The sequence below is a fragment of the Leisingera sp. SA215 genome (genome assembly GCF_055902035.1).
In genome coordinates this window covers 1-19,934 of record NZ_JBVVXU010000008.1, presented here as the reverse complement: position 1 = coordinate 19,934, position 19,934 = coordinate 1, and the positions used below count along the sequence as shown (strand labels likewise).

Genomic DNA, 19,934 nt, shown 5'->3' with positions numbered 1-19,934 from the left:
TCTGCCTCAACGAAAATGGGCCGGTCCGGGGTCCGGACCGGCCCGCTATAGCCTGTGTATCAGGCGTTAGCGCTTGTCGTTGTCCAGGTCTTCGAATTCCGCGTCAACAATGTCGTCATCCGCCGGGCTTGCAGCTTCGTCCGCCGCGGCCGGCTCTTCTTCACCGTCCGCTTCTGCCTGTGCCTTGTAGATCGCCTCGCCCAGTTTCATCGCAGCTTCGGTGACGTTCTGGATGCCGGATTTGATCTTCTCGGCGGTCGCTTTTTCGTTTTCCAGTTCGTCTTTCAGCGCGGCCACGGCCAGCTCGATCACCTCGACGGTGGACGGGTCGACCTTTTCACCATGCTCTTCCACAGATTTCTCGGTCGAGTGGATCAGCGATTCGGCCTGGTTTCTGGCTTCGATCAGCTCGCGGCGCTCCTTGTCGGCCTCGGCGTTCTCTTCGGCGTCCTTGACCATCTTTTCGATGTCGTCGTCGGACAGGCCGCCCGATGCCTGGATGGTGATCTGCTGTTCCTTGCCGGTCGCCTTGTCCTTGGCGCCGACCGACACGATGCCGTTGGCGTCGATGTCGAAGGTCACTTCGATCTGCGGCATGCCGCGCGGTGCCGGCGGGATTTCCTCGAGGTTGAACTGGCCGAGCATCTTGTTGTCGGCGGCCATTTCACGCTCGCCCTGGAAACAGCGGATGGTCACGGCGTTCTGGTTGTCTTCCGCGGTCGAGAACACTTGGCTCTTTTTGGTCGGGATGGTGGTGTTGCGATCGATCAGGCGGGTGAAGACACCGCCCAGGGTTTCGATGCCCAGCGACAGCGGGGTCACGTCGAGCAGCACCACGTCCTTGACGTCGCCCTGCAGAACGCCGGCCTGGATGGCCGCGCCCATGGCAACCACTTCGTCCGGGTTGACACCTTTGTGCGGTTCCTTGCCGAAGAATTTGGTCACTTCTTCGATCACACGCGGCATACGGGTCATACCGCCGACCAGAACCACTTCGTCAATGTCGGAAGCGGAAAGGCCAGCGTCCTTCAGGGCCGCTTTGCACGGATCCATCGAACGCTTGATCAGGTCGGAGACCAGGCTTTCCAGCTTGGCGCGGGTCAGCTTCATCACCATGTGCAGCGGCTGGCCCGAGGAGGGGTCCATCGAGATGAACGGCTGGTTGATCTCGGTCTGCGAGGTGGAGGAGAGTTCGATCTTGGCTTTCTCAGCGGCCTCTTTCAGGCGCTGCAGGGCCATCTTGTCCTTGGACAGATCGACACCGTTTTCCTTTTTGAACTGGTCCGCCAGGTAGTTGACGATACGCATGTCGAAATCTTCGCCGCCCAGGAAGGTGTCGCCGTTGGTCGACTTCACTTCGAACAGGCCGTCGTCGATTTCCAGAATGGTCACGTCGAAGGTGCCGCCGCCGAGGTCATAAACCGCGATGGTCTGGGTGTCTTCCTTGTCGAGGCCGTAGGCCAGCGCAGCCGCGGTCGGCTCGTTGATAATACGCAGCACTTCGAGGCCCGCGATCTTGCCGGCGTCTTTGGTAGCCTGGCGCTGGGCGTCGTTGAAATAGGCCGGCACGGTGATCACCGCCTGGGTGACTTCCTCGCCCAGGTAGGATTCAGCGGTTTCCTTCATTTTGCCCAGGGTGAAGGCGGAAATTTGCGACGGGGAGTATTTCTCACCCTTGGCTTCCACCCATGCGTCGCCATTGCCGCCGTTGATGATGGAAAACGGCACCATCTTCTTGTCTTTGGCGACTGCGGCGTCGTCGAACCGGCGGCCGATCAGGCGCTTGACGCCGAACACGGTATTATCGGGGTTGGTGACAGCCTGGCGTTTGGCCGGCTGGCCGACCAGGCGTTCGTCGTCGGTAAAGGCAACAATTGACGGGGTTGTGCGCGCGCCCTCGGCGTTTTCAATCACGCGGGGCTGGGAGCCATCCATGATGGCCACGCAGGAGTTGGTGGTACCCAGGTCGATGCCGATAACTTTGCTCATTTGCGATCCCTTTTTACTACTCAAGGCGATTACCCGAGGCCTGAACCCGTTGCGGCATCCTGGCCCCGATGGAAGTTGCGGTTTGGTCTGCACCTTGCCGCGTCCCGGCGTATATAGGGACGTGAAAACGGCCCTGCAAGCGTTCAGGCACGCCCGGAGGCGTGAATCAATACGCTTTTTTGCAAGGGTCATGGTTAAGGATGGATGAACGGCAATGACCTTGCTGCGTGTGCGCGATTTCGATGTCTACAAGGGATTGCTTGATCCGGCCCGGCAAGCGGCGTTGATAGACGCGTTGCGGCCAGTGCTGAAAGCGGCGCCGCTGTTTTCACCCAAGATGCGGGGCGGCGGGCAGATGTCGGTACGGATGACGTCGGCGGGTCAGTTCGGCTGGTATTCTGACGCCTCCGGTTACCGCTATGCGGAGCAGCACCCCTCCGGGTGCAAGTGGCCGGATATCCCGGAGGCGGTGCTGGAGATATGGCGGCAGCTGACCGGGTTGGAGCGGGTGCCGGAATGCTGCTTGCTGAATTACTACGGAGAAGGTGCGCGGATGGGGCTGCATCAGGACAAGGATGAGGCGGATTTCTCCTACCCTGTGGTGTCAATCAGCTTGGGAGATGATGCGCTGTTCCGGATCGGCAACCGCAGCCGCGGCGGCAAGACGGAATCGGTCTGGCTCAGCTCGGGCGATGCCGTGGTCATGGGCGGCGCGGCGCGGCTGACCTACCATGGGATAGACCGGATCCGGTTCAAATCATCACGGCTGCTGCCCAAGGGCGGGCGGATCAACTTGACACTCAGAATGGTCACGTGATGCCAGTGCGGCGCAAAGGTGTCGCGGCTATCTTTTGCCAAGTCTTTTGGAGAAAAAACCTGGACCGGTTATTGCGGTTACCGCCGCGCGCCCCAGCTGATGGAGACCTGGCGGCGGGTGTAGAATTCGCCCATCAGGCCAATCACAATCAGCACCAGCGCTACCCAGGCCGCATACTGCCAGGAGCTGAAATGCGGGTTGTAGTTTATAAAGACAAATCCGCGGGCCTGGTCGATGCAGTGAAACAGCGGGTTCCAGTCGAACATGGCAAGCATGAAGCTGGGCAGCGTGTTGGCCAGGAACATCTTGCCCGAAGCAATCATATTGGCGCGTTGATAGATCATCGTCAGAATACTCACCAGCCCAGGTGCCCAAGGCTTCAGCACCAGGAACACCAGCCCGACTGAGGCGCCAGTGGTCCAGGCCAGCAAAATCATGCCAAAGGCAGGTATAGGCTCTTCGATGTGCACCGGTGTGAATGCGACGTGGTAGACAAACAGGATGATGAACAGTGAAAAGACTTGAATGTACAGCGCGCCGATGGCGGCGGACAGAATGGCCACCATCGTGTTCATCGGCGCATGCTGCATCATCGGGCTGCTCGGCCCCTCGGCACTGGCAACGGCACCGACGGTCTTGGTGTGGACCATGAACAGGAACACACCGGACATAACATAGAGCAGGAAGTCGCCGCGAATGGCGGAACCGCGCAGGCCCAGCAGTGCAAACATGGCAAAAAAAGCTGCAACGAAGAGGACGGCCTGCAGGATGTTCAGTGCCAGGGCCGCAAAAGCATTGTTGTGTTTGGAGCGGACGCTGCGCACGACCGAATGGAAGACCACCTCGCTTAGTGAGAGGAACCCGGAAACCGAGGATTGCTGCGTGCGCTGTTGAAACATGAGACCTGTATTCTCTGCTCGAATTCAATGCGGCTGCTTGCCGTTCTGTTATCTGCGCATCATAAGGGGCAAGAGGCAAATTTTCAATTAAACCCGTGTTAGGGAGATCTGCGTGACATATGAAGACCTGGTGCCCGTGATCCGCCGGCTGGCAATTGAGGCCGGGGCAAAGATCATGGAGATCTACAATTCCGACGATTTCGACGTGAAGGTCAAATCCGACGAAAGCCCGGTAACGGCAGCGGATGAAGCTGCAGATGCGCTGATCTCTGAAGGTCTGCGGGCGGCCTTCCCGGACATGATGCTGGTCACTGAAGAACAATCCGACTCCCACAAAGAGCGCGGCGATACCTTTCTGATCGTCGATCCCTTGGATGGCACCAAGGAATTCATTCACCGGCGCGGCGATTTCACCGTGAATATCGCGTTGGTGGAAAAGGGCGTGCCGACCCGTGGTGTGGTCTATGCTCCGGCTAAGGAACGGATGTTCTTTACCCTGGCGGATGGCACCGCTGTGGAGGAAACCGGCGCGTTTGATCCGGACACTATCGGTGAAGTAACTCCGATCCGGGTCGCCAGCAGTGACAACGCTGCATTGATGGTGGTGGCGTCGAAATCGCACCGCGATCAGGCAACCGACGATTATATCGGAAAGTACAATGTGAAAGACAGCAAGAGCGCCGGCTCTTCGCTGAAGTTCTGCCTGGTGGCCACCGGCGAGGCGGATCTGTATCCGCGTGTTGGCCGTACCATGGAATGGGATACAGCTGCCGGTCATGCGGTACTCGCAGGCGCTGGCGGAAAAGTCGTGCGTTTTGACGATCACACCCCGCTTGTTTACGGCAAGGAAGGCTATGCGAACCCGTTTTTCATCGCCTATGCACCGGCTGTGGAGCTGAAGAAAGCCTGATGTCTGTTCTGATCGTCATCCCCGCCCGCTACGCTTCGACCCGCTATCCCGGCAAGCCGCTGGTGCCGCTCACCGGTGCCACCGGCGGAAAGCGGACGCTGGTGGAGCGGTCTTGGCGGGCGGCCTGTACGGTGCAGGGCGTCGACAGGGTGGTGGTTGCGACGGATGACATTCGCATCAGGCAGGCGGCAGAGGGCTTTGGCGCCGAGGTGGTGATGACCTCGGAAAGCTGCGCCAATGGCACCGAACGCTGTGCCGAGGCGCATGCGGCGCTGGGCGGCGGCTATGACATCGTGGTGAACCTGCAAGGGGACGCCCCGCTGACACCGCACTGGTTTGTCGAGGATCTGGTGGCGGGGCTGCGGGCCTCCCCCAGCATGGGGCTGGCGACGCCGGTGCTGCGCTGCAATGGCGGTATGCTGAACAGTCTTCTGGCCGATCGCAAGGCCGGCCGGGTCGGCGGCACCACCGCAGTATTTGCCGAAGACCGCAGTGCGCTCTATTTCTCTAAAGAAGTGGTTCCGTATTGCGCGCAGGCCTTTGGTGATGGCGAAGTTACGCCGGTCTTTCATCATGTTGGTGTCTATGCCTACCGTCCGGACGCCTTGGCGGCGTATTCTAACTGGACAGCGGGGCCGCTGGAGAATCTGGAAGGATTGGAACAGCTGCGCTTCCTGGAAAACGGCCGCAAAGTTCTGTGTGTCGAAGTCGAAGCCCGAGGGCGCGAGTTTTGGGAACTCAATAACCCGGAAGACGTGCCGCGGCTGGAGGCGATGATGAAGAAGATGGGTCACGAGTAGGCGGAGAATGGTAGTAGGTACTGACACAGGCAAATACACACTAGAGGGATGCAGCCAGGGGCCGATGGCAGCGGCATCGCAAAATGTTGGGGACAGCCAGGTCTAGCGGAGCTTCACCCTTCCCCGAGGGAATGTGAAAACGGTATCCGGCCTGGAATTTTAGTATTGAGAGAGCGCCATGCGTAAAAAGGTAACTAAGGCAATTTTTCCCGTTGCAGGTATGGGAACCCGTTTCCTCCCCGCAACCAAATCCGTTCCGAAGGAAATCATGACTCTGGTCGACCGGCCGCTGGTGCAATACGCCATCGACGAGGCGCGTGCCGCCGGGATTAAAGAGTTCATTTTTGTCACCTCGCGCGGCAAAGGTGCGCTGGAAGACTATTTTGACCATTCGCCGGTGCTGGAGCAGGAGCTGCGCAAAAAGGGCAAACAAGACCTGTTGGACTTGTTGCAAGACACCAATATGGAATCAGGAGCCATTGCCTATATTCGCCAGCACAAGGCGCTGGGCCTGGGCCATGCAGTCTGGTGCGCCCGTCGGCTGATCGCCAATGAGCCCTTTGCGGTGATCTTGCCGGATGACGTGATCGCAGCGGAAAAACCGTGCCTGCAGCAGATGGTCGAAGCCTATGAGGAAACCGGCGGCAACATGGTAGCAGCGATGGAGGTTCCGCCTGAAAAGACGTCCTCTTACGGGGTGCTTGATGTGAAGGACGACATGGGCCAGGTGGTTTCGGCAAATGGTATGGTAGAAAAGCCGAGTGCAGGCGAGGCGCCTTCGAACCTGGCGGTGATCGGCCGCTATATCCTGTCGCCTTCGGTTTTGAAAAACCTCAACAAGATGAAGTCGGGTGCGGGCGGCGAGATCCAACTGACTGACGCCATTGCGGAGGATATTGCGCAGGACGTGCCGGTTTACGGCTACCGGTTCCGCGGCCAGCGGTTTGATTGCGGCTCCAAGGCGGGCTTTTTGCAGGCAACCGTGGCCTTTGCGCTGGCCCGCGACGAGCTGCGGGACGATCTGATGAACTACATTTCCGAGATCGCGCAGGTTGGTAAAGCCGCGCAGTAACCAGTCTGGCCGTCTCCCGGGGCGGCCCCGAATGGGGCAGAGACAGTGACACATATACTTGTAACCGGTGGAGCCGGCTATATCGGCTCGCATGCCTGCAAAGCGCTGAAAGCGGCGGGCTATATCCCGGTAACCTACGACAACCTGGTAACCGGCTGGCAGGACGCGGTGAAATTCGGCCCGTTTGAAAAGGGCGATTTGAGCGACCGGGCACGGCTGGATGAGGTATTTGCCAAGTATCAGCCGGCTGCTGTGATGCATTTCGCGGCGCTCAGCCAAGTGGGCGAAGCGATGAGCGAGCCGGGCCGCTATTGGGCCAACAACACCGGCGGGTCGCTCAATCTGATTGAGGCCGCAGTGGCGGCAGGCTGCCTGGACTTCGTGTTCTCCTCGACCTGTGCCACCTATGGTGAGCATGACAATGTGGTGCTGGACGAAAACACGCCGCAGCTGCCGCTGAATGCCTATGGCGCCTCCAAGCGCGCGGTCGAGGATATTCTCAAAGATTTCGGTGCTGCGAACGGGTTGCGTTCGGTGATCTTCCGTTATTTCAATGTGGCGGGGGCTGACCCTGAGGCCGAGGTGGGCGAGTTCCACCGCCCGGAGACCCATCTAGTGCCGCTGGTGCTGGATGCGGTTGCGGGAAAACGCGATGCGCTGACCATTTTCGGCACCGATTACGATACTCCGGACGGCACCTGCATCCGCGATTATGTGCATGTCTGCGATCTGGTGGACGCGCATGTCTTGGGGGTGAAGTGGCTGGAGGCGGGCAAAGGCAGCCAGGTGTTCAACCTTGGCACCGGTTCTGGCTTTTCCGTGCGCGAAGTGATGGACAAGGCCGAGGCGGTGACCGGTCAGAAGGTGCCTTGCAACACAGGTGAGCGCCGCGCGGGAGATTGCACCAAGCTGGTGTCGGGTTCGACCCGTGCGGTCACCGATTTGGGCTGGGAGCCGCGCCGCTCCACCTTGGAGGTGATGATCGCCGACGCGTGGAAATGGCATAAGACAGGTCACTACGAGGCCTGAGCATGGCGCGCTCCGCCGCCCCTGACATGCCGCCTCTGGGCCTCGCCTGGGCCTACCGGATGCGGTGGAAGCGGCGGCGCATGCTGTGGCGGGCGTTGCGGGCCCGTCGTCAGATGTGCAAATTGGCTGATCGTTCAGGCCGAATCCCCAGGAACGGGGTTCTGGTCTTTATCGTTTTGCGCAACGAGATCACCCGGCTGCCCTATTTCCTGGAGTATTACCGGCGTCTGGGGGCTGTGCATTTCCTGGTTGTCGATAACGATAGCAATGATGGGAGCCCTGAATATCTGGCCCGGCAGCGCGATGTTTCCGTTTGGCAGACCGCTTCTAGTTACCGGGAGGCGCGCTTTGGGCTCGACTGGCTGGGTTGGCTGCTGATCCGCTACGGCCATGGGCGCTGGTGTCTGACGGTGGATGCGGATGAGCTGCTGGTCTATTCCGGCGTGGAAAAGCGCGGGCTGGACGACTTGACGCAAAGCCTGGAACAGCAAGGGCGCCGGGGTTTTGGCGCCCTGATGCTCGATCTCTATCCTAAGGGGGCGCTGGGCGCGCAAAGCTATGCGCCGGGACAGGACCCGTGCGAAATTCTGCAATGGTTTGACACGGGGCCATACCGGGCCGTGCGGCAGCAGCCGATGGGCAACCTTTGGGTCCAGGGCGGCGCCCGCGAAAGAGTTTTTTTTCAGAAGCAGCCAGAACGTTCGCCGACATTAAACAAACTGCCGCTGATCCTTTGGGACCGGCGCTATTCCTATGTGAACTCAACCCATTCGCTGCTGCCTCCGCAGATGAATGCGCTCTATGACGGGCCGGGCGGGCCGGAGCCCTCAGGAGTACTGCTGCACACCAAGTTCCTGCCTGAAATTGTTTTCAAGTCAGCAACAGAAAAGCAGCGGCGGCAGCACTTTCATACGCCGCTGCAGTTTGACAGTTACTACGACGAAATCTCGGGAGCTCCGGACTTGTGGCATTCTGGATCGGTTCGGTACCGGGAGCCGGAGCAGTTGGCAAATTCCGGGTTGATGACGCCGATCATCTGGTGACTTGCCGAACAGCCACAGAAGTGTTGCAGCAAGGCCGTGCGGATGCGTAACTGTTTCTAAATTCGTTGTTAATACAATATGCCCGTGACATATTGTGCGGAAACTTGAGGCAGGTTCTGCTAGGCCTGTACGGGTGAGCGCGCTCCCTGGATATTAGTTTGGAGTGAACGTGGGGCTTTGGGATTCTTACCGGATGCGATTGCGGCGCAAGCGGCGTTTGATCCGTGCGGTGCGCAAATCCAGTGAGCTAACGACTGTGCAGGACAAGACCAAGGCAATCCGGCCGGGGGATATCCTGCTGGTCTGCACCATGCGCAACGAGCAGATCCGGCTGCCCTATTTCTTGCAGTATTACCGCAGCATGGGAATCAATCATTTCCTGTTTGTTGACAATGGCTCTACCGATGGTAGCGCGGATTATCTGCGCGGCATGGACGATGTTTCTCTGTGGCACACCACAGCGAGCTACAAGCGTTCCGGCTTCGGCATTGACTGGATGAACGGCCTGAAACGCAAATATGCGGATGGGCATTGGGTTCTGGTGGTGGATCCGGATGAATTCTTTATCTACCCGTTCTGCGACACCCGGCCGATACGCGCTTTGACCGATTGGCTGGACAATTCGGCGATCCGCAGTTTTTCGGCCATGCTGATTGATGTCTATCCCAAGGGCAGAATTGGCGAGGTTCCGTACCAGCCGGGTCAGAACCCGTTGGAGATTGCCCATTGGTTCGACAGCGGCAACTACACGATCAGCCGCAACCCGGAATACGGCAATTTGTGGATCCAGGGCGGGCCGCGGTCGCGGGTGTTTTTTGCAGACCAGCCCCAGCGAGCGCCGGCGCTGAACAAGATCCCGCTGGTCAAATGGCACCGCCGCTTTGCCTATGCCAGCTCTACCCACGCGCTGTTGCCGCGGGGATTGAACCAGGTCTATGAGGCCGATGGTGGCGAGAAAGCAAGCGGGGCGCTCCTGCATACAAAATTTCTCGATACCTTCACGGTTAAGGCGCAGGAGGAACTGGTCCGCGGGCAGCATTATGCTGGCTCCGCAGAGTATAAGGCCTATGCAGGAAAGCTGGAGGATCAGCCCGAGCTGTGGTGCAAATGGAGTGAAAAATACATCAACTGGCGCCAGCTTGAGATTCTGGGGATGATGTCCAAAGGAAACTGGGCATGAGCGCGGTCGGGGTCGTCATGCTGGTGCACACCGCGTTGGAGCGGGCGGCGCAGGTGGTGCGGCACTGGACAGCCAGCGGCTGCCCGGTGGTGCTGCATGTCGACCGCAACGTGGGGAATCAGGCGTTCACGCGTTTCAAAGACGCGCTGGCAGATGACCCGCTGGTCAGGTTTTCCGCCCGCCATCGGTGCGAATGGGGCACCTGGGGGATTGTTGCGGCTTCGCAATCGGCGTCCGAGATGATACTGGCGGAGTTTCCGCAAGTGCGCCATGTTTATCTGGCCTCCGGGTCGTGCCTGCCCCTCCGGCCGGTGCAGGAGCTGATCGATTACCTGGCAGACCGCCCGCGCACCGATTTCATTGAAAGCGCCACCACTGCGGATGTGCCGTGGATTGTCGGCGGACTAAGCCATGAGCGTTTCACGCTTAGGTTCCCGTTTTCCTGGAAGAAACACCGTTATCTGTTCGACCGTTACGTGGATCTGCAGCGCAAACTGCGTTTCAGGCGCCGGATCCCGGCCGGCCTTGTCCCGCATATGGGCAGCCAATGGTGGTGCCTGACCCGTCATACCCTGTCGGCGATCCTGGAGGATCCGGAACGTCCGGTTTATGATACCTATTTCCGCAAGGTCTGGATTCCGGATGAGAGTTATTTCCAGACTCTAGTGCGGCAGTATTCCAGTAATATCGAAAGCCGCTCTCTGACGCTGTCGAAATTCGATTTCCAGGGTAAGCCGCATATCTTCTACGATGATCATTTGCAGCTTCTGCGCCGGTCCGATTGCTTTGTTGCCCGCAAGATCTGGCCTCATGCTGAACGCCTGTATCAGGCGTTTCTGACCGACCCTGCTGGCGCGATGAAACGGACTGAGCCGAACCCGGGAAAGATCGACCGGATTTTTGCCAAGGCGGTAGAGCGGCGCACCCGCGGCAGGCCAGGTTTATACATGCAAAGCCGGTTTCCCGGCCAAGGCTCGGAGAATGGCATTACATCCAGCCCCTATTCGGTGTTCCAGGGATTTACGGAACTGTTCGACGATTTTGAGGGCTGGCTGGCCCGAACCACGGGCGCGCGTGTTCATGGGCACATATTCGCTCCGCAAGGGGCGGCGTTCTCTGAAGGGCAGAGTTTGATCAATGGTTGCCTCAACAGCCATGCCAGGATCCGCGACTATAATCCGGAAAGCTTTCTGACCAGCCTGATCTGGAACACCCGCGGCGAACGCCAGTGTTTTCAGTTCGGACCCGGCGACAATCAGGCAGTAAACTGGTTGATGGCGCGGGATGCAAATGTGCAGATTTCTGTCATCAGCGGTGCCTGGGCGGTGCCGTTGTTCAAATCCAACTGCAATTTCGCAGAACTCCGGCAGAAAGCGGCAAAACTGCAGCAGACAGAGGCTGAGCAGTTGCAGATCCTGCGCTCGCAATGGACCAAGGCACGGGTGCGGATCTGGAGCATGGCCGAGTTTGTAGAGGCACCGATGGAGCCGTTGCAGACGATCATTGACGAAATCGGCCCTCTGGCAGCACGTCATCTGAGCGAGGCCCCCAAGATGACGAACCTTGAGGGCTTTGGGCAGTTCCTGCAAAATCTCAAAAATCAGGGCATGCATCCCTATTTGATGGGAGATTTCCCGGTTGAGCAAAGCCCAGTCAGCCTCTCCAAGCCGCAACGCAAACCCTATCTGGTGCGATAAACTCTGATGCCTGCTTCTTCGTTCGATTATTTTGTGGTCTTTGCAGAAATGCGGACGGGCTCCAATTTCCTGGAGGCCAATCTGAATGCTTTTGACGGGCTTGCCTGCCACGGCGAAGCCTTCAATCCGCATTTCATCGGCTATCCGAATAAAAGCGATATCCTGGGGGTGACGCAGGCCATGCGGGAGGCGGATCCGGCCCGGTTGATCCAGAAGATCAAATCAGATCCAAAGGCGCTGGGCGGCTGCCGCTACTTCCATGACCATGATCCGCGGGTTCTGGATCTGATGCTGGAAGATCCGCGATGTGCCAAGATCATCCTGACCCGCAACCCGCTGGACAGCTATGTTTCCTGGAAGATTGCCAAGGCGACCGGGCAGTGGAAGCTGACCGATGTAAAACGCCGCAAGGAAGCCAAGGCGCAGTTTGATGCGGCAGAGTTTTCCGCCCATGTAGAGTCGCTGCAAGATTTTCAGGTGACACTGCTGAACCGGTTGCAGGCTCTGGGGCAGACGGCGTTCTACGTGGCTTACGAGGACCTGCAAAGCGTTGATGTGATGAACGGGCTGGCGCGCTGGCTGGGCGTTTCGCAACAGATGGAGGCACTGGATGGGAGCCTCAAGCGGCAGAACCCTGCGCCGGTGCTGGCCAAGGTGGCAAACCCTGAAGCAATGCAAGAGGCGCTGTCGGGCTTGGACCGCTTCAACCTCACCCGCACCCCCAATTTCGAGCCGCGCCGCGGCCCGGCGGTCCCTGGTTATGTGGCGGGAGTGGTGACGCCGCTTTTGTACATGCCCATCAAGGGCGGGCCGGAGAAGGAAGTCGTGCAATGGATGGCCGGGCTGGATCACGTGGCGCCAGATGGGCTGATCCAGGGCATGAATCAGAAACAGCTGCGCCAATGGAAGCGCGGCAATAAGGGGTTCCGCAGCTTTACCGTTTTGCGCCATCCCGCGGCGCGGGCCCACGCTGTGTTCTGCCATCGGATCTTGAATGCCGGCGAAGGCAGCTACCGTGCCATCCGCAATACGCTGCGGCGGCAGTTCGGGTTGATTTTGCCCGAAGAGGGACCGGATGAGGGTTATACCCGGGCACAGCACCGGGACGCTTTTTCCGGCTTTCTGAACTTCGTTCGGGCCAATCTGTCAGGTCAGACTTCCATCCGGGTGGATGCGGAGTGGATCAGCCAAAGCCAGACGCTGGCCGGGTTCGCTGAACTTGGGCAGCCGGATTTGCTGATCCGCGAGGCGGAGATGAGTGAAGATCTGCCTGCACTGGCCCGCAGGCAGGGACGGCTGGAGCCAGGCGAAGTTCCGGCTGTAGCACCCCAGGCGCCTTTCGGGCTGGATGAGATATACGATGCGGATCTGGAGGCGCTGATCGGTTCGGTTTACCAGCGCGATTATCTGGCGTTTGGCTTCGATCCTTGGCGTGCAGGCTGATCCGCCTGCGTTAAAACGGGTGCAGTGCGCCCGTACCCGCCGGAGGTTTGACTGAGGCTACATTTAGGGCGGCTTTGGGCCTGGTTCCGCATTTGGCGCAGAACTTTTCAAATCAAGGAAACTACTGGCAAGCGGAGGCTGCCGCACGGACCGATGGGAAGAGTGAGGTGAAATGGCGGGAGACTGTCTGGATAGGAAGCTGGGGCGAGGTGGCTTCTGACCAAAGTCACGCAGGCGTAAAAACCCGCAAAATCGACTGCGGGCAGACTTAGTACAGAAATCAGGCCGCTTGTACGGACTGATCTTCTGTCAGGATGGTGTATAGCGTAGCCGGGTCGTGGTTGGCGCGCAGTTTGGTGCAGAAGCTTTGTTCGCGCAGGGTGCGTGACACCAGCGCCAGCGCCTTCAAATGCTCGACACCGGCATCTTCCGGAGCAAACAGGGCAAAGGCAATATCCACAGGCTGGCGGTCAACCGCTCCGAAATCCAGCGGCTTTTCCAGGATCAGGAAGATGCCGCGAACCTCGCTGACCGTGTCGAGCCTGGCGTGCGGCAGTGCGACGCCATGGCCAACCCCGGTGGGGCCAAGGCTTTCGCGGTCCAGCAAGGCCTCGACCGCCGCTTGGGCATCCTGGCCGTAGGCAAGTTGAGCGATGTCTGCGATTTCCTGAAACAGGCGCTTCTTGCTTGAGACCGCACCGATCACCCGGACGGCCTCTGGCTTGAGGATGCTGGAAATGTGCATATGTCTGCTCCGTTCCGGCGCCCCCACTGGGGCGCCGATGCCTTAGGTGTGATTACGGATCGATCCAGCCGATGTTGCCGTCTTCGCGGCGGTAGACCACATTCAACCCGTCTTTGCCTTCGTTGCGGAAAACCAGAACCGGTGCCCCTGCCAGCTCCATCTGCATCACCGCCTCGCCGACCGACAGCGACGGTATGCGGGTTTCCATTTCGGCGACGATGATCGGCTGCAGCGAGTCCGGTTCGGAATCCGCTTCCTCTGAGGCGAGGATATACGAATTGGCGCCCAGATGTTCAACCGGTTCGCTGCGATCCTTGTGGTGATCCTTCAGCCTGCGCTTGTAACGGCGCAATTGCTTTTCCATTTTTTCGCAGCAGGCATCGAATGCGGCGTAGATTTCGGTTTCGTGCGCCTTGGCCTGGGCGCTCAATCCGGTCGACAGATGGACGGTGGCTTCACACACGTATTCATGCGCCGAACGGGAAAAGACCACGGACGCGTCGGTTGGCCGTTCTGCGTATTTCTGAACGGCCGAACCCAGCTCGTTTTGCACATGTGTCTGCAGAGCTTCGCCGATGTCGATCTGTTTACCGCTTATTTTGTAACGCATGTGATCTCCTTTACGAATTATTGCGGCCGGGCCCGCCGCCAAGGCAATCCTTGGCGCTATCACGTCAGGTCCGGAACCGGGGGGCAGGCCAGCCGTCCGGGTGCATCCATCCGGGCCTTGTTGCCAAGGCTATTAAGCGGATTGCATCGGACTGCGCGTATGCCATGGGTCAATTCGACGGCAAGTCGGCGGGAGAGTCAATGGATATCCCGGAAAAAAGAACCAAGGCTTTTCAGGCAGAATTCCCGGTGGTTCGCTGCCAGCGCGAGGGTTAGGAAATACGGAAATTGTCGCCCAGGTAAACCCGGCGGACGTTTTCATTTTCAACCACTTCCTCGGGGCTGCCAGACATCAGAACCTGGCCGTCGTGCAGGATATAGGCGCGGTCAACGATCTCCAGCGTTTCACGTACATTGTGGTCGGTGATCAGCACCCCGATGCCGCGTTTCTTGAGATCGGCCACCAGATGGCGGATGTCGCCGACCGAGATCGGATCGACCCCGGCGAAGGGTTCGTCGAGCAGCAGGTACTTGGGGTCGGCCGCCAGGCAGCGGGCGATTTCTACCCGGCGGCGTTCACCACCCGACAGCGCCAGCGCGGGGGCGCGGCGCAGGTGCTCGATCGAGAAGTCCGACAAGAGCTCTTCCAGCCGCTCGCGCCGCTTGTGCTCATGCTTTTGCGAGATATCCAGAACGGCAGAGATATTGTCCTCGACCGACAGGCCACGGAAGATCGACATTTCCTGCGGCAGATAGCCGATGCCCAGCCGCGCGCGCCGGTACATCGGCAGGCCGGTCACGTTCTGGCCATCGATGCTGACGGTGCCTGCTTCGGGGAAAACCAGACCTGCAATGGTGTAAAAACTGGTGGTCTTGCCTGACCCATTGGGGCCCAGCAGTGCCACCACCTCGCCCCGGTTCAGCGACATCGATACGTCCCGGATCACCACCCGTTTGCGGTAGGACTTGCGCAGTTTGTCAATGCGCAGCCCGGAGGAGCCTTCAGTGACGGTCAGACCAGGTTTCGTCATCAGTTGCTGCCGCCGTCCGGGTTTAGGATCGTTTTCACGCGGCCGGCCATTTTGGCGGTGCCCGTGGTCAGGTTCACCTCGAGCCGGTTGGAAGCGAGAGTGCCGCCTTTCTGGCTCAGCAGCACATTGCCGGTCATCACGATGGTACCTTGATCAATCGTGTATTCGGCGCGTTGGGCCTCGGCAGCGTCCGGACCGCTGACCAGAACCACATTGCCGGTGGCTTCCAGCCGTTCGATGCCGGCTTTGGCTTCAGTTTCGCCAGCGGTTTTGTAGATCACCAGAACCTTGTCAGCGGACAGCCGCATGATGCCCTGTACGATGAGCACACTGCCGGTAAACTCTGCCGAGCCATTGGCTTGGTTTACCGCCAGATTGTCGGCGGTGACTTCAACCGGCTGACTGGGGTCGGCTTTGACCGCGCCAAAAGCAACGGATGCTGTCTGCGCTGCCGCGAGGCCGGGAAAGACCGCGAGCGGAAGGCAAAAAATCAATGCGCGCAAATAGGACACAGTTTATCTTTCCGGTTGCTGGGGGTCGTATAGCAGCTTCACCCCGTTTTTGAACAGTATGTGGACCGGTCCGCCCCCGGTTTTCGCTTCGATCCGCATGTTACCTGCGGTCAGCTCGCCGATTGGGCCTGCCGCACGGACTGAGCCAGGGCTGTCGGCTTCCAGCCCGCTGAGCGCTGTGTTTAGCTCCTGGGTCTCAACGATCAGCCCGTCTGCGGTGGTGATGGTCACATTGCCGCTAAAGCGCGCCATATTCTGGCCAGGATGGATCGCGCCGCTTTCCGACTTAAGCGTGATCCTGCCGCCCTCAGCCAAAATGAATTCGGCGGAAAGATCGCTGGCGACGGCAGGTGTGCCGTCACTGCCCGGTCGGGCGAGCGCAGCGGTAACCATGATCTCGTCGCCTTGTGCGGTGGTGCCGGAAAAGAAGGGGGCAGTGACTTGCTGGCCTTTCATCCGGTCTTCGATTTCCTTTTGGGCAAAAGGGATCACCGCGTCGGTGTTCACTCCGCGGGAGATCAGGAACATGGTGGACATCAGAACCAGTGCTGCCAGCGGCAGCAGCACCTTGAGATAGGCAACGGCTCTGGAATAATTGTCCATGCTTTTTCTCACCGGCCCCAGCGTCAACCCAGACCTGCGCGCAGGCAGTCGTGGATATGCAAGAGACCTTCGGCCTTGCCGCCATTGTCCGGATCAACCACGAACAGGCAGGTGATCTTCCGCTGGTTCATAACGGCGACGGCCTCCTGGGCCATGGCGCCGGGAGCAATAGAGGCGGGGTTTGCAGTCATGACTTCGGCAGCGCTCTTGTCCAGCAAACCGTCCATATGGCGGCGCAGGTCGCCGTCTGTGATAATACCGGCGAGCGCCCCATCTGCGGAGGTCACGCCTGCCACTCCAAATCCCTTCTGGCTGATCTCGATCAGCGCATCGGACATCGGGGTATCCTCAGTGACAAGCGGCAGGGCATCTCGGGCGTGCATCAGGTCGCGGACCTTGCTGAGCTGCGCGCCCAGTTTGCCGCCTGGGTGGAAGTCGCGGAAGTTCTCCGGGCGGAAATTCCGGTGTTTCATCAACGCTATCGCCAGCGCATCGCCTATTGCCAGTGTCAGCGTGGTGGAAATTGAGGGTACCATGCCAAAACCGCAGGCCTCGCCCAATGAGGGGATCTGCAGATGCACATCCGCTTGCTTCATCAAGGTGCTGTCCATCTTGCTGGACAGCCCGATCAGCGGAATCCCGAAACGGCGGGTGAAAATCAGTAGATTGGCCAGTTCCGGCGCCTCTCCCGAGTTGGAGATTGCCAGCACAACATCGCCTTCGGACAGCATCCCCAGGTCGCCATGGCTGGCTTCGGCCGGATGCACGAAATAGGCCGGCGTGCCGGTGGAGGCCAGGGTCGCGGCGATCTTGTGGCCGATATGGCCGGATTTGCCGATGCCGCTGATGATGATGCGGCCCTTGGCCTGCAGGATCAGCTGCACCGCTTCGGCAAAGCGGCCATCCAGACCTTCAGCCAGCGTGTTCAGCGCCTTGGCTTCATCAGTGATCACCTGCCGCGCGGTGACGAGGAATTTGTCAGTGTCTGTCATGAGTGAGCAAAAATGTCGATGTCGGGCCAGCCGGCCAGGTCCAGCTTGGCACGCATGGGGAGGAAATCAAAACAGGCTTGCGCCATTTCTGTACGGCCCTCGCGGGCGAGGCGCTTGTCCAGTGCTTTGCGCAGCTTGTGGAGGTGGAGCACGTCGGAGGCAGCATAATCGAGCTGTGCTTCGGTCAGTTCTTCAGCGCCCCAATCGCTCATCTGCTGCTGTTTGGATATGTCGATGGCCAAGAGTTCCTGGGTCAGGTTCTTGAGACCATGACGGTCGGTGTAGGTGCGGACCAGGCGGCTGGCGATCTTGGTGCAATAAACCGGGGCCGCGAGGGCGCCGAATGCGTGGTGCATGGCGGCAATGTCGAAGCGGCCAAAGTGGAATAATTTCAGCACATTTGGGTTTTCCAGCATCCGGCACAGGTTGGGTGCTTCGGTCTGGCCTATTTCGACCTGCACGATATGGGCATTGCCGTCACCGCCTGACATCTGGATCACGCAGAGCCGGTCACGGTGCGGGTTCAGGCCCATGGTCTCGCAATCAATGGCGACAACGGGGCCGAGGTCCAGCCCGTCGGGCAGATCGTTCTTATACAGGTGGTTGGCCACTGGAATTCCCTTTTCGTGATCATCGCGCCGACAGGTGCTGGAGTGGAGATAGGCGCTTTGGCGGTCAAACTCAACTGCGGCAGGGCAAGCTGGTTTACGCGGGCAGAAGCAATTTTCCGCACACAACATGGGGAAAGTGCTGAATTCCAATGTTCGGGGAATGGTGCCCAGGAGAGGACTCGAACCTCCACGTCCATACGGACACTAGCACCTGAAGCTAGCGCGTCTACCAATTCCGCCACCTGGGCAGGTGTCGTGGGATCGGCGTATAAGCGGAGTCGCAGGCAGCGTCAAACGAAAATGGCCCGGCCCGCGTTGCAAATATTTGCGCTTCAAGAAACACGGCTGAAACGAACGCAATCTATGGTGAGGTGGCTGTGGAAATTCGGGCCAGTGCTGAAGCCGGATTGGTTTGCGGGCATGGTGGTCAGCGATGGCTAAGGGAGAAAACCTTACCGCTTGACGCTTTGCCAATGCTGCGCATGAAGCGACCCGAAGGGGCGAGCGGAGGATAATAGAATAGACCACCCGGGAAAGACCGTTCGACAGTAAGGACAATTGCTGTCGCAGGCACAGTCGAGCCCCTGTTAGGCGTACACAGGCGAGAGCGAAACGAACCTGATGTTCCAGCGCAGCCCTTGGACGAAGCCGCTCCGCGGCATTGGCGCGGGAGGCTGGTGTTCAGCGATGATCTGACAGTGGTGCATTTGGGGAACCGGCATTTCTGCCTGACGATTGAGGCCTTCTCAATCGAAAGACAGGAGGTTCCCATGACAGGGGAGAGATCGACCCCGCTTCGAGAGCGGATGATCGAGGACATGCGCATCCGCGGGATGGGCGATCACGGATTTTGCCATTTTCCTCGGGCACCCGCCGGATACCGCCACACCGGAGGAATTCCGCGCCTATCAACTGCAGATGACGGATACAGGGGTAACGCCGGCGACTTTCAACGCCCGGATCGTGGCGCTCAGGTTCTTCTTCGGCATGACTTGCAGGCGCGAGGAGATGAAGCGCTGCATGCAGTTCCGCACCCAGCCCAGAGATCTGCCTGTAGTCTTCAGCGTGGAAGAGGGTATCGGACATCCTGATGGCGGCGCCGGGGCCCGGGCTCAAGTACCGTGCCGCGCTCAGCATCTCCTGCGGCGCGGGGCTGCGGGCCGCCGAGGTCTGCAACCTCAAGCCCGGCGATACCGACAGCGACCGGATGCTGATCCATGTCGACCAGGGCAAAGGGCGGAAGGACCGGAAGGTGATGCTGTCACCCGGGCTTCTGAGCTTGCTGCGCGGCTACTGGCGCGAGGCGCGGCCGGAGGGCTGGCTGTTCCCCGGCAAGCCGAAGATCAACCCGCTGCCGCCACGGCAGCTGAACCGCGCCTTCACGCCAGCGCAGAACATGGCCGGCATCAAAAAAGGCCGCCACTCTGCATATCCTGCGGCACAGCTTTGCGACGCATCTGCTGGAGGCCGACACCCCCTCTCGGCAGCATCCTGCGGATGCGCCTGCCGGGCAGCGGATGTCCGGATCATCCAAGTGCTGCTCGGCCATGCCAAGCTGAGCACGACGGCCCAATACACCGATGTCGCCACCAAGACGATCCGTGACACGGTCAGCCCCTACGAGATGCTGGCGCAGTTGCAGGATCAGACGCTCAAGCGAAGCCTGAAGTGACGGGGCGCCGGGGTGTCCCGCCCGGGGCTGGAGATTGCTGATATATTCCGTGCCCATGGCCCCGCGTGGCGGCGGGCCAATGCGGGGCATGTCAGCCTGACCCATCCCCCCCACATCCATATGATCGTGCCCGGTGGCGGCCTGTTTCTGGAGGGGCTGATGGCGCTTCTCCGCGCCGGGGAGCTGGCCTTCTTCGGCGGCCTGGAACCGCTGGCGCAGGCCGGTGCCTTCGCAGAGTGGCTGGCTCCTTTGCGCAAGTCCGAATGGGTGGTCTATGCCA

Annotated in this window: 19 protein-coding genes, 1 tRNA gene and 1 pseudogene; 11 read left to right on the top strand and 10 right to left on the bottom strand. The window is 59.7% G+C overall.

All coding sequences use genetic code 11. The annotated features are described in order from the left end of the window. Window positions 1-66 precede the first annotated feature (66 nt). Complete coding sequence (gene dnaK / locus AC0KW6_RS10375; RefSeq protein WP_474034863.1) at window positions 67-2,181, bottom strand: molecular chaperone DnaK; 2,115 nt, start codon at window positions 2,179-2,181, stop codon at window positions 67-69. A gap of 22 nt (window positions 2,182-2,203) precedes the next feature. Here dnaK and AC0KW6_RS10370 point away from each other — a divergent pair, with 22 nt between their 5' ends. Beyond that, complete coding sequence (locus tag AC0KW6_RS10370; protein WP_323784298.1) at window positions 2,204-2,806, top strand: alpha-ketoglutarate-dependent dioxygenase AlkB family protein; 603 nt, start codon at window positions 2,204-2,206, stop codon at window positions 2,804-2,806. 77 nt (window positions 2,807-2,883) lie between these two features. On the opposite strand, the gene AC0KW6_RS10365 is transcribed toward AC0KW6_RS10370, so the two are convergent. Next, window positions 2,884-3,705, bottom strand: coding sequence for an ABC transporter permease (locus AC0KW6_RS10365; RefSeq protein WP_323784296.1), 822 nt, complete (start codon window positions 3,703-3,705; stop codon window positions 2,884-2,886). A gap of 112 nt (window positions 3,706-3,817) precedes the next feature. Between AC0KW6_RS10365 and cysQ the strand changes: the two genes are divergently transcribed. From cysQ to AC0KW6_RS10325, 8 genes are all read left to right on the top strand, one after another. After that, window positions 3,818-4,615 (top strand): 3'(2'),5'-bisphosphate nucleotidase CysQ, encoded by a 798-nt coding sequence (cysQ, locus tag AC0KW6_RS10360; RefSeq protein ID WP_474034862.1) that lies wholly within the window; start codon window positions 3,818-3,820, stop codon window positions 4,613-4,615. Beyond that, window positions 4,615-5,415, top strand: a complete 801-nt coding sequence (locus AC0KW6_RS10355; RefSeq protein ID WP_323779367.1) for a 3-deoxy-manno-octulosonate cytidylyltransferase — start codon at window positions 4,615-4,617, stop codon at window positions 5,413-5,415. The genes cysQ and AC0KW6_RS10355 overlap by 1 nt, the downstream gene beginning before the upstream one ends. A gap of 178 nt (window positions 5,416-5,593) precedes the next feature. Then, window positions 5,594-6,487, top strand: a complete 894-nt coding sequence (galU, locus tag AC0KW6_RS10350) for a UTP--glucose-1-phosphate uridylyltransferase GalU (RefSeq protein WP_323779369.1) — start codon at window positions 5,594-5,596, stop codon at window positions 6,485-6,487. Window positions 6,488-6,532: 45 nt separating this feature from the next. After that, a complete protein-coding gene (gene galE / locus AC0KW6_RS10345) occupies window positions 6,533-7,516 on the top strand; it encodes a UDP-glucose 4-epimerase GalE (RefSeq protein ID WP_323779372.1) in 984 nt (327 codons plus the stop codon). A gap of 2 nt (window positions 7,517-7,518) precedes the next feature. After that, window positions 7,519-8,559, top strand: coding sequence for a glycosyltransferase family 2 protein (locus AC0KW6_RS10340; protein ID WP_323779374.1), 1,041 nt, complete (start codon window positions 7,519-7,521; stop codon window positions 8,557-8,559). Between the two features lie 193 nt (window positions 8,560-8,752). After that, complete coding sequence (locus AC0KW6_RS10335) at window positions 8,753-9,739, top strand: glycosyltransferase family 2 protein (protein WP_323779396.1); 987 nt, start codon at window positions 8,753-8,755, stop codon at window positions 9,737-9,739. Then, window positions 9,736-11,436: a DUF5927 domain-containing protein gene (locus AC0KW6_RS10330; RefSeq protein WP_474034861.1), complete on the top strand. Its 1,701-nt coding sequence runs from the start codon at window positions 9,736-9,738 to the stop codon at window positions 11,434-11,436. The genes AC0KW6_RS10335 and AC0KW6_RS10330 overlap by 4 nt, the downstream gene beginning before the upstream one ends. A gap of 6 nt (window positions 11,437-11,442) precedes the next feature. Continuing rightward, complete coding sequence (locus AC0KW6_RS10325; protein WP_474034860.1) at window positions 11,443-12,879, top strand: nodulation protein NodH; 1,437 nt, start codon at window positions 11,443-11,445, stop codon at window positions 12,877-12,879. A gap of 280 nt (window positions 12,880-13,159) precedes the next feature. Here AC0KW6_RS10325 and AC0KW6_RS10320 read toward each other — a convergent pair whose 3' ends face one another. From AC0KW6_RS10320 to AC0KW6_RS10285, 8 genes are all read right to left on the bottom strand, one after another. Next, entirely contained in the window at window positions 13,160-13,624 is a 465-nt protein-coding gene (locus AC0KW6_RS10320) for a PTS sugar transporter subunit IIA (protein WP_323779380.1), read from the bottom strand. A 52-nt stretch (window positions 13,625-13,676) separates the two neighbouring features. Further along, window positions 13,677-14,234 carry a ribosome hibernation-promoting factor, HPF/YfiA family gene (gene hpf / locus AC0KW6_RS10315; protein WP_323779382.1) on the bottom strand — a complete coding sequence of 186 codons (558 nt, stop codon included), beginning with the start codon at window positions 14,232-14,234 and terminating at the stop codon, window positions 13,677-13,679. A gap of 271 nt (window positions 14,235-14,505) precedes the next feature. Continuing rightward, a complete protein-coding gene (gene lptB, locus AC0KW6_RS10310) occupies window positions 14,506-15,264 on the bottom strand; it encodes an LPS export ABC transporter ATP-binding protein (protein WP_323779384.1) in 759 nt (252 codons plus the stop codon). Continuing rightward, on the bottom strand, window positions 15,264-15,776 hold the full coding sequence (gene lptA, locus AC0KW6_RS10305) for a lipopolysaccharide transport periplasmic protein LptA (protein ID WP_323779386.1): 513 nt from the start codon (window positions 15,774-15,776) through the stop codon (window positions 15,264-15,266). The genes lptB and lptA overlap by 1 nt, the downstream gene beginning before the upstream one ends. Window positions 15,777-15,779: 3 nt before the next feature. Continuing rightward, window positions 15,780-16,379, bottom strand: a complete 600-nt coding sequence (lptC, locus tag AC0KW6_RS10300) for an LPS export ABC transporter periplasmic protein LptC (RefSeq protein ID WP_474034859.1) — start codon at window positions 16,377-16,379, stop codon at window positions 15,780-15,782. A 23-nt stretch (window positions 16,380-16,402) separates the two neighbouring features. Further along, window positions 16,403-17,371 (bottom strand): KpsF/GutQ family sugar-phosphate isomerase, encoded by a 969-nt coding sequence (locus AC0KW6_RS10295; RefSeq protein ID WP_323779390.1) that lies wholly within the window; start codon window positions 17,369-17,371, stop codon window positions 16,403-16,405. Continuing rightward, window positions 17,368-17,982: a ribonuclease D gene (locus tag AC0KW6_RS10290; RefSeq protein WP_323779392.1), complete on the bottom strand. Its 615-nt coding sequence runs from the start codon at window positions 17,980-17,982 to the stop codon at window positions 17,368-17,370. Before AC0KW6_RS10290 ends, AC0KW6_RS10295 begins: the two co-directional genes overlap by 4 nt. A gap of 161 nt (window positions 17,983-18,143) precedes the next feature. Next, window positions 18,144-18,230 (bottom strand) — tRNA-Leu (locus tag AC0KW6_RS10285). 842 nt (window positions 18,231-19,072) lie between these two features. On the opposite strand from AC0KW6_RS10285, the gene AC0KW6_RS10280 reads away from it, so the two are divergent. Together AC0KW6_RS10280 and AC0KW6_RS10275 are read left to right on the top strand one after the other, a co-directional pair. Then, a complete protein-coding gene (locus tag AC0KW6_RS10280) occupies window positions 19,073-19,654 on the top strand; it encodes a tyrosine-type recombinase/integrase (protein ID WP_474034858.1) in 582 nt (193 codons plus the stop codon). Window positions 19,655-19,747: 93 nt separating this feature from the next. Next, window positions 19,748-19,934: pseudogene (locus AC0KW6_RS10275) on the top strand (IS91 family transposase); the annotation flags it as partial.

What these genes read in the sequence shown, in the direction of transcription:
- AC0KW6_RS10335 (WP_323779396.1), top strand. Translation starts at nt 8,753, where the DNA reads ATGCGATTGCGGCGCAAGCGGCGTTTGATCCGTGCGGTGCGCAAATCC.
- AC0KW6_RS10365 (WP_323784296.1), bottom strand. Translation starts at nt 3,705, where the DNA reads ATGTTTCAACAGCGCACGCAGCAATCCTCGGTTTCCGGGTTCCTCTCA.
- AC0KW6_RS10295 (WP_323779390.1), bottom strand. Translation starts at nt 17,371, where the DNA reads ATGACAGACACTGACAAATTCCTCGTCACCGCGCGGCAGGTGATCACT.
- lptC (WP_474034859.1), bottom strand. Translation starts at nt 16,379, where the DNA reads ATGGACAATTATTCCAGAGCCGTTGCCTATCTCAAGGTGCTGCTGCCG.
- AC0KW6_RS10280 (WP_474034858.1), top strand. Translation starts at nt 19,073, where the DNA reads ATGGCGGCGCCGGGGCCCGGGCTCAAGTACCGTGCCGCGCTCAGCATC.
- AC0KW6_RS10320 (WP_323779380.1), bottom strand. Translation starts at nt 13,624, where the DNA reads ATGCACATTTCCAGCATCCTCAAGCCAGAGGCCGTCCGGGTGATCGGT.
- dnaK (WP_474034863.1), bottom strand. Translation starts at nt 2,181, where the DNA reads ATGACCCTTGCAAAAAAGCGTATTGATTCACGCCTCCGGGCGTGCCTG.
- AC0KW6_RS10355 (WP_323779367.1), top strand. Translation starts at nt 4,615, where the DNA reads ATGTCTGTTCTGATCGTCATCCCCGCCCGCTACGCTTCGACCCGCTAT.
- AC0KW6_RS10330 (WP_474034861.1), top strand. Translation starts at nt 9,736, where the DNA reads ATGAGCGCGGTCGGGGTCGTCATGCTGGTGCACACCGCGTTGGAGCGG.
- lptB (WP_323779384.1), bottom strand. Translation starts at nt 15,264, where the DNA reads ATGACGAAACCTGGTCTGACCGTCACTGAAGGCTCCTCCGGGCTGCGC.
- AC0KW6_RS10370 (WP_323784298.1), top strand. Translation starts at nt 2,204, where the DNA reads ATGACCTTGCTGCGTGTGCGCGATTTCGATGTCTACAAGGGATTGCTT.
- hpf (WP_323779382.1), bottom strand. Translation starts at nt 14,234, where the DNA reads ATGCGTTACAAAATAAGCGGTAAACAGATCGACATCGGCGAAGCTCTG.
- AC0KW6_RS10340 (WP_323779374.1), top strand. Translation starts at nt 7,519, where the DNA reads ATGGCGCGCTCCGCCGCCCCTGACATGCCGCCTCTGGGCCTCGCCTGG.
- galU (WP_323779369.1), top strand. Translation starts at nt 5,594, where the DNA reads ATGCGTAAAAAGGTAACTAAGGCAATTTTTCCCGTTGCAGGTATGGGA.
- AC0KW6_RS10325 (WP_474034860.1), top strand. Translation starts at nt 11,443, where the DNA reads ATGCCTGCTTCTTCGTTCGATTATTTTGTGGTCTTTGCAGAAATGCGG.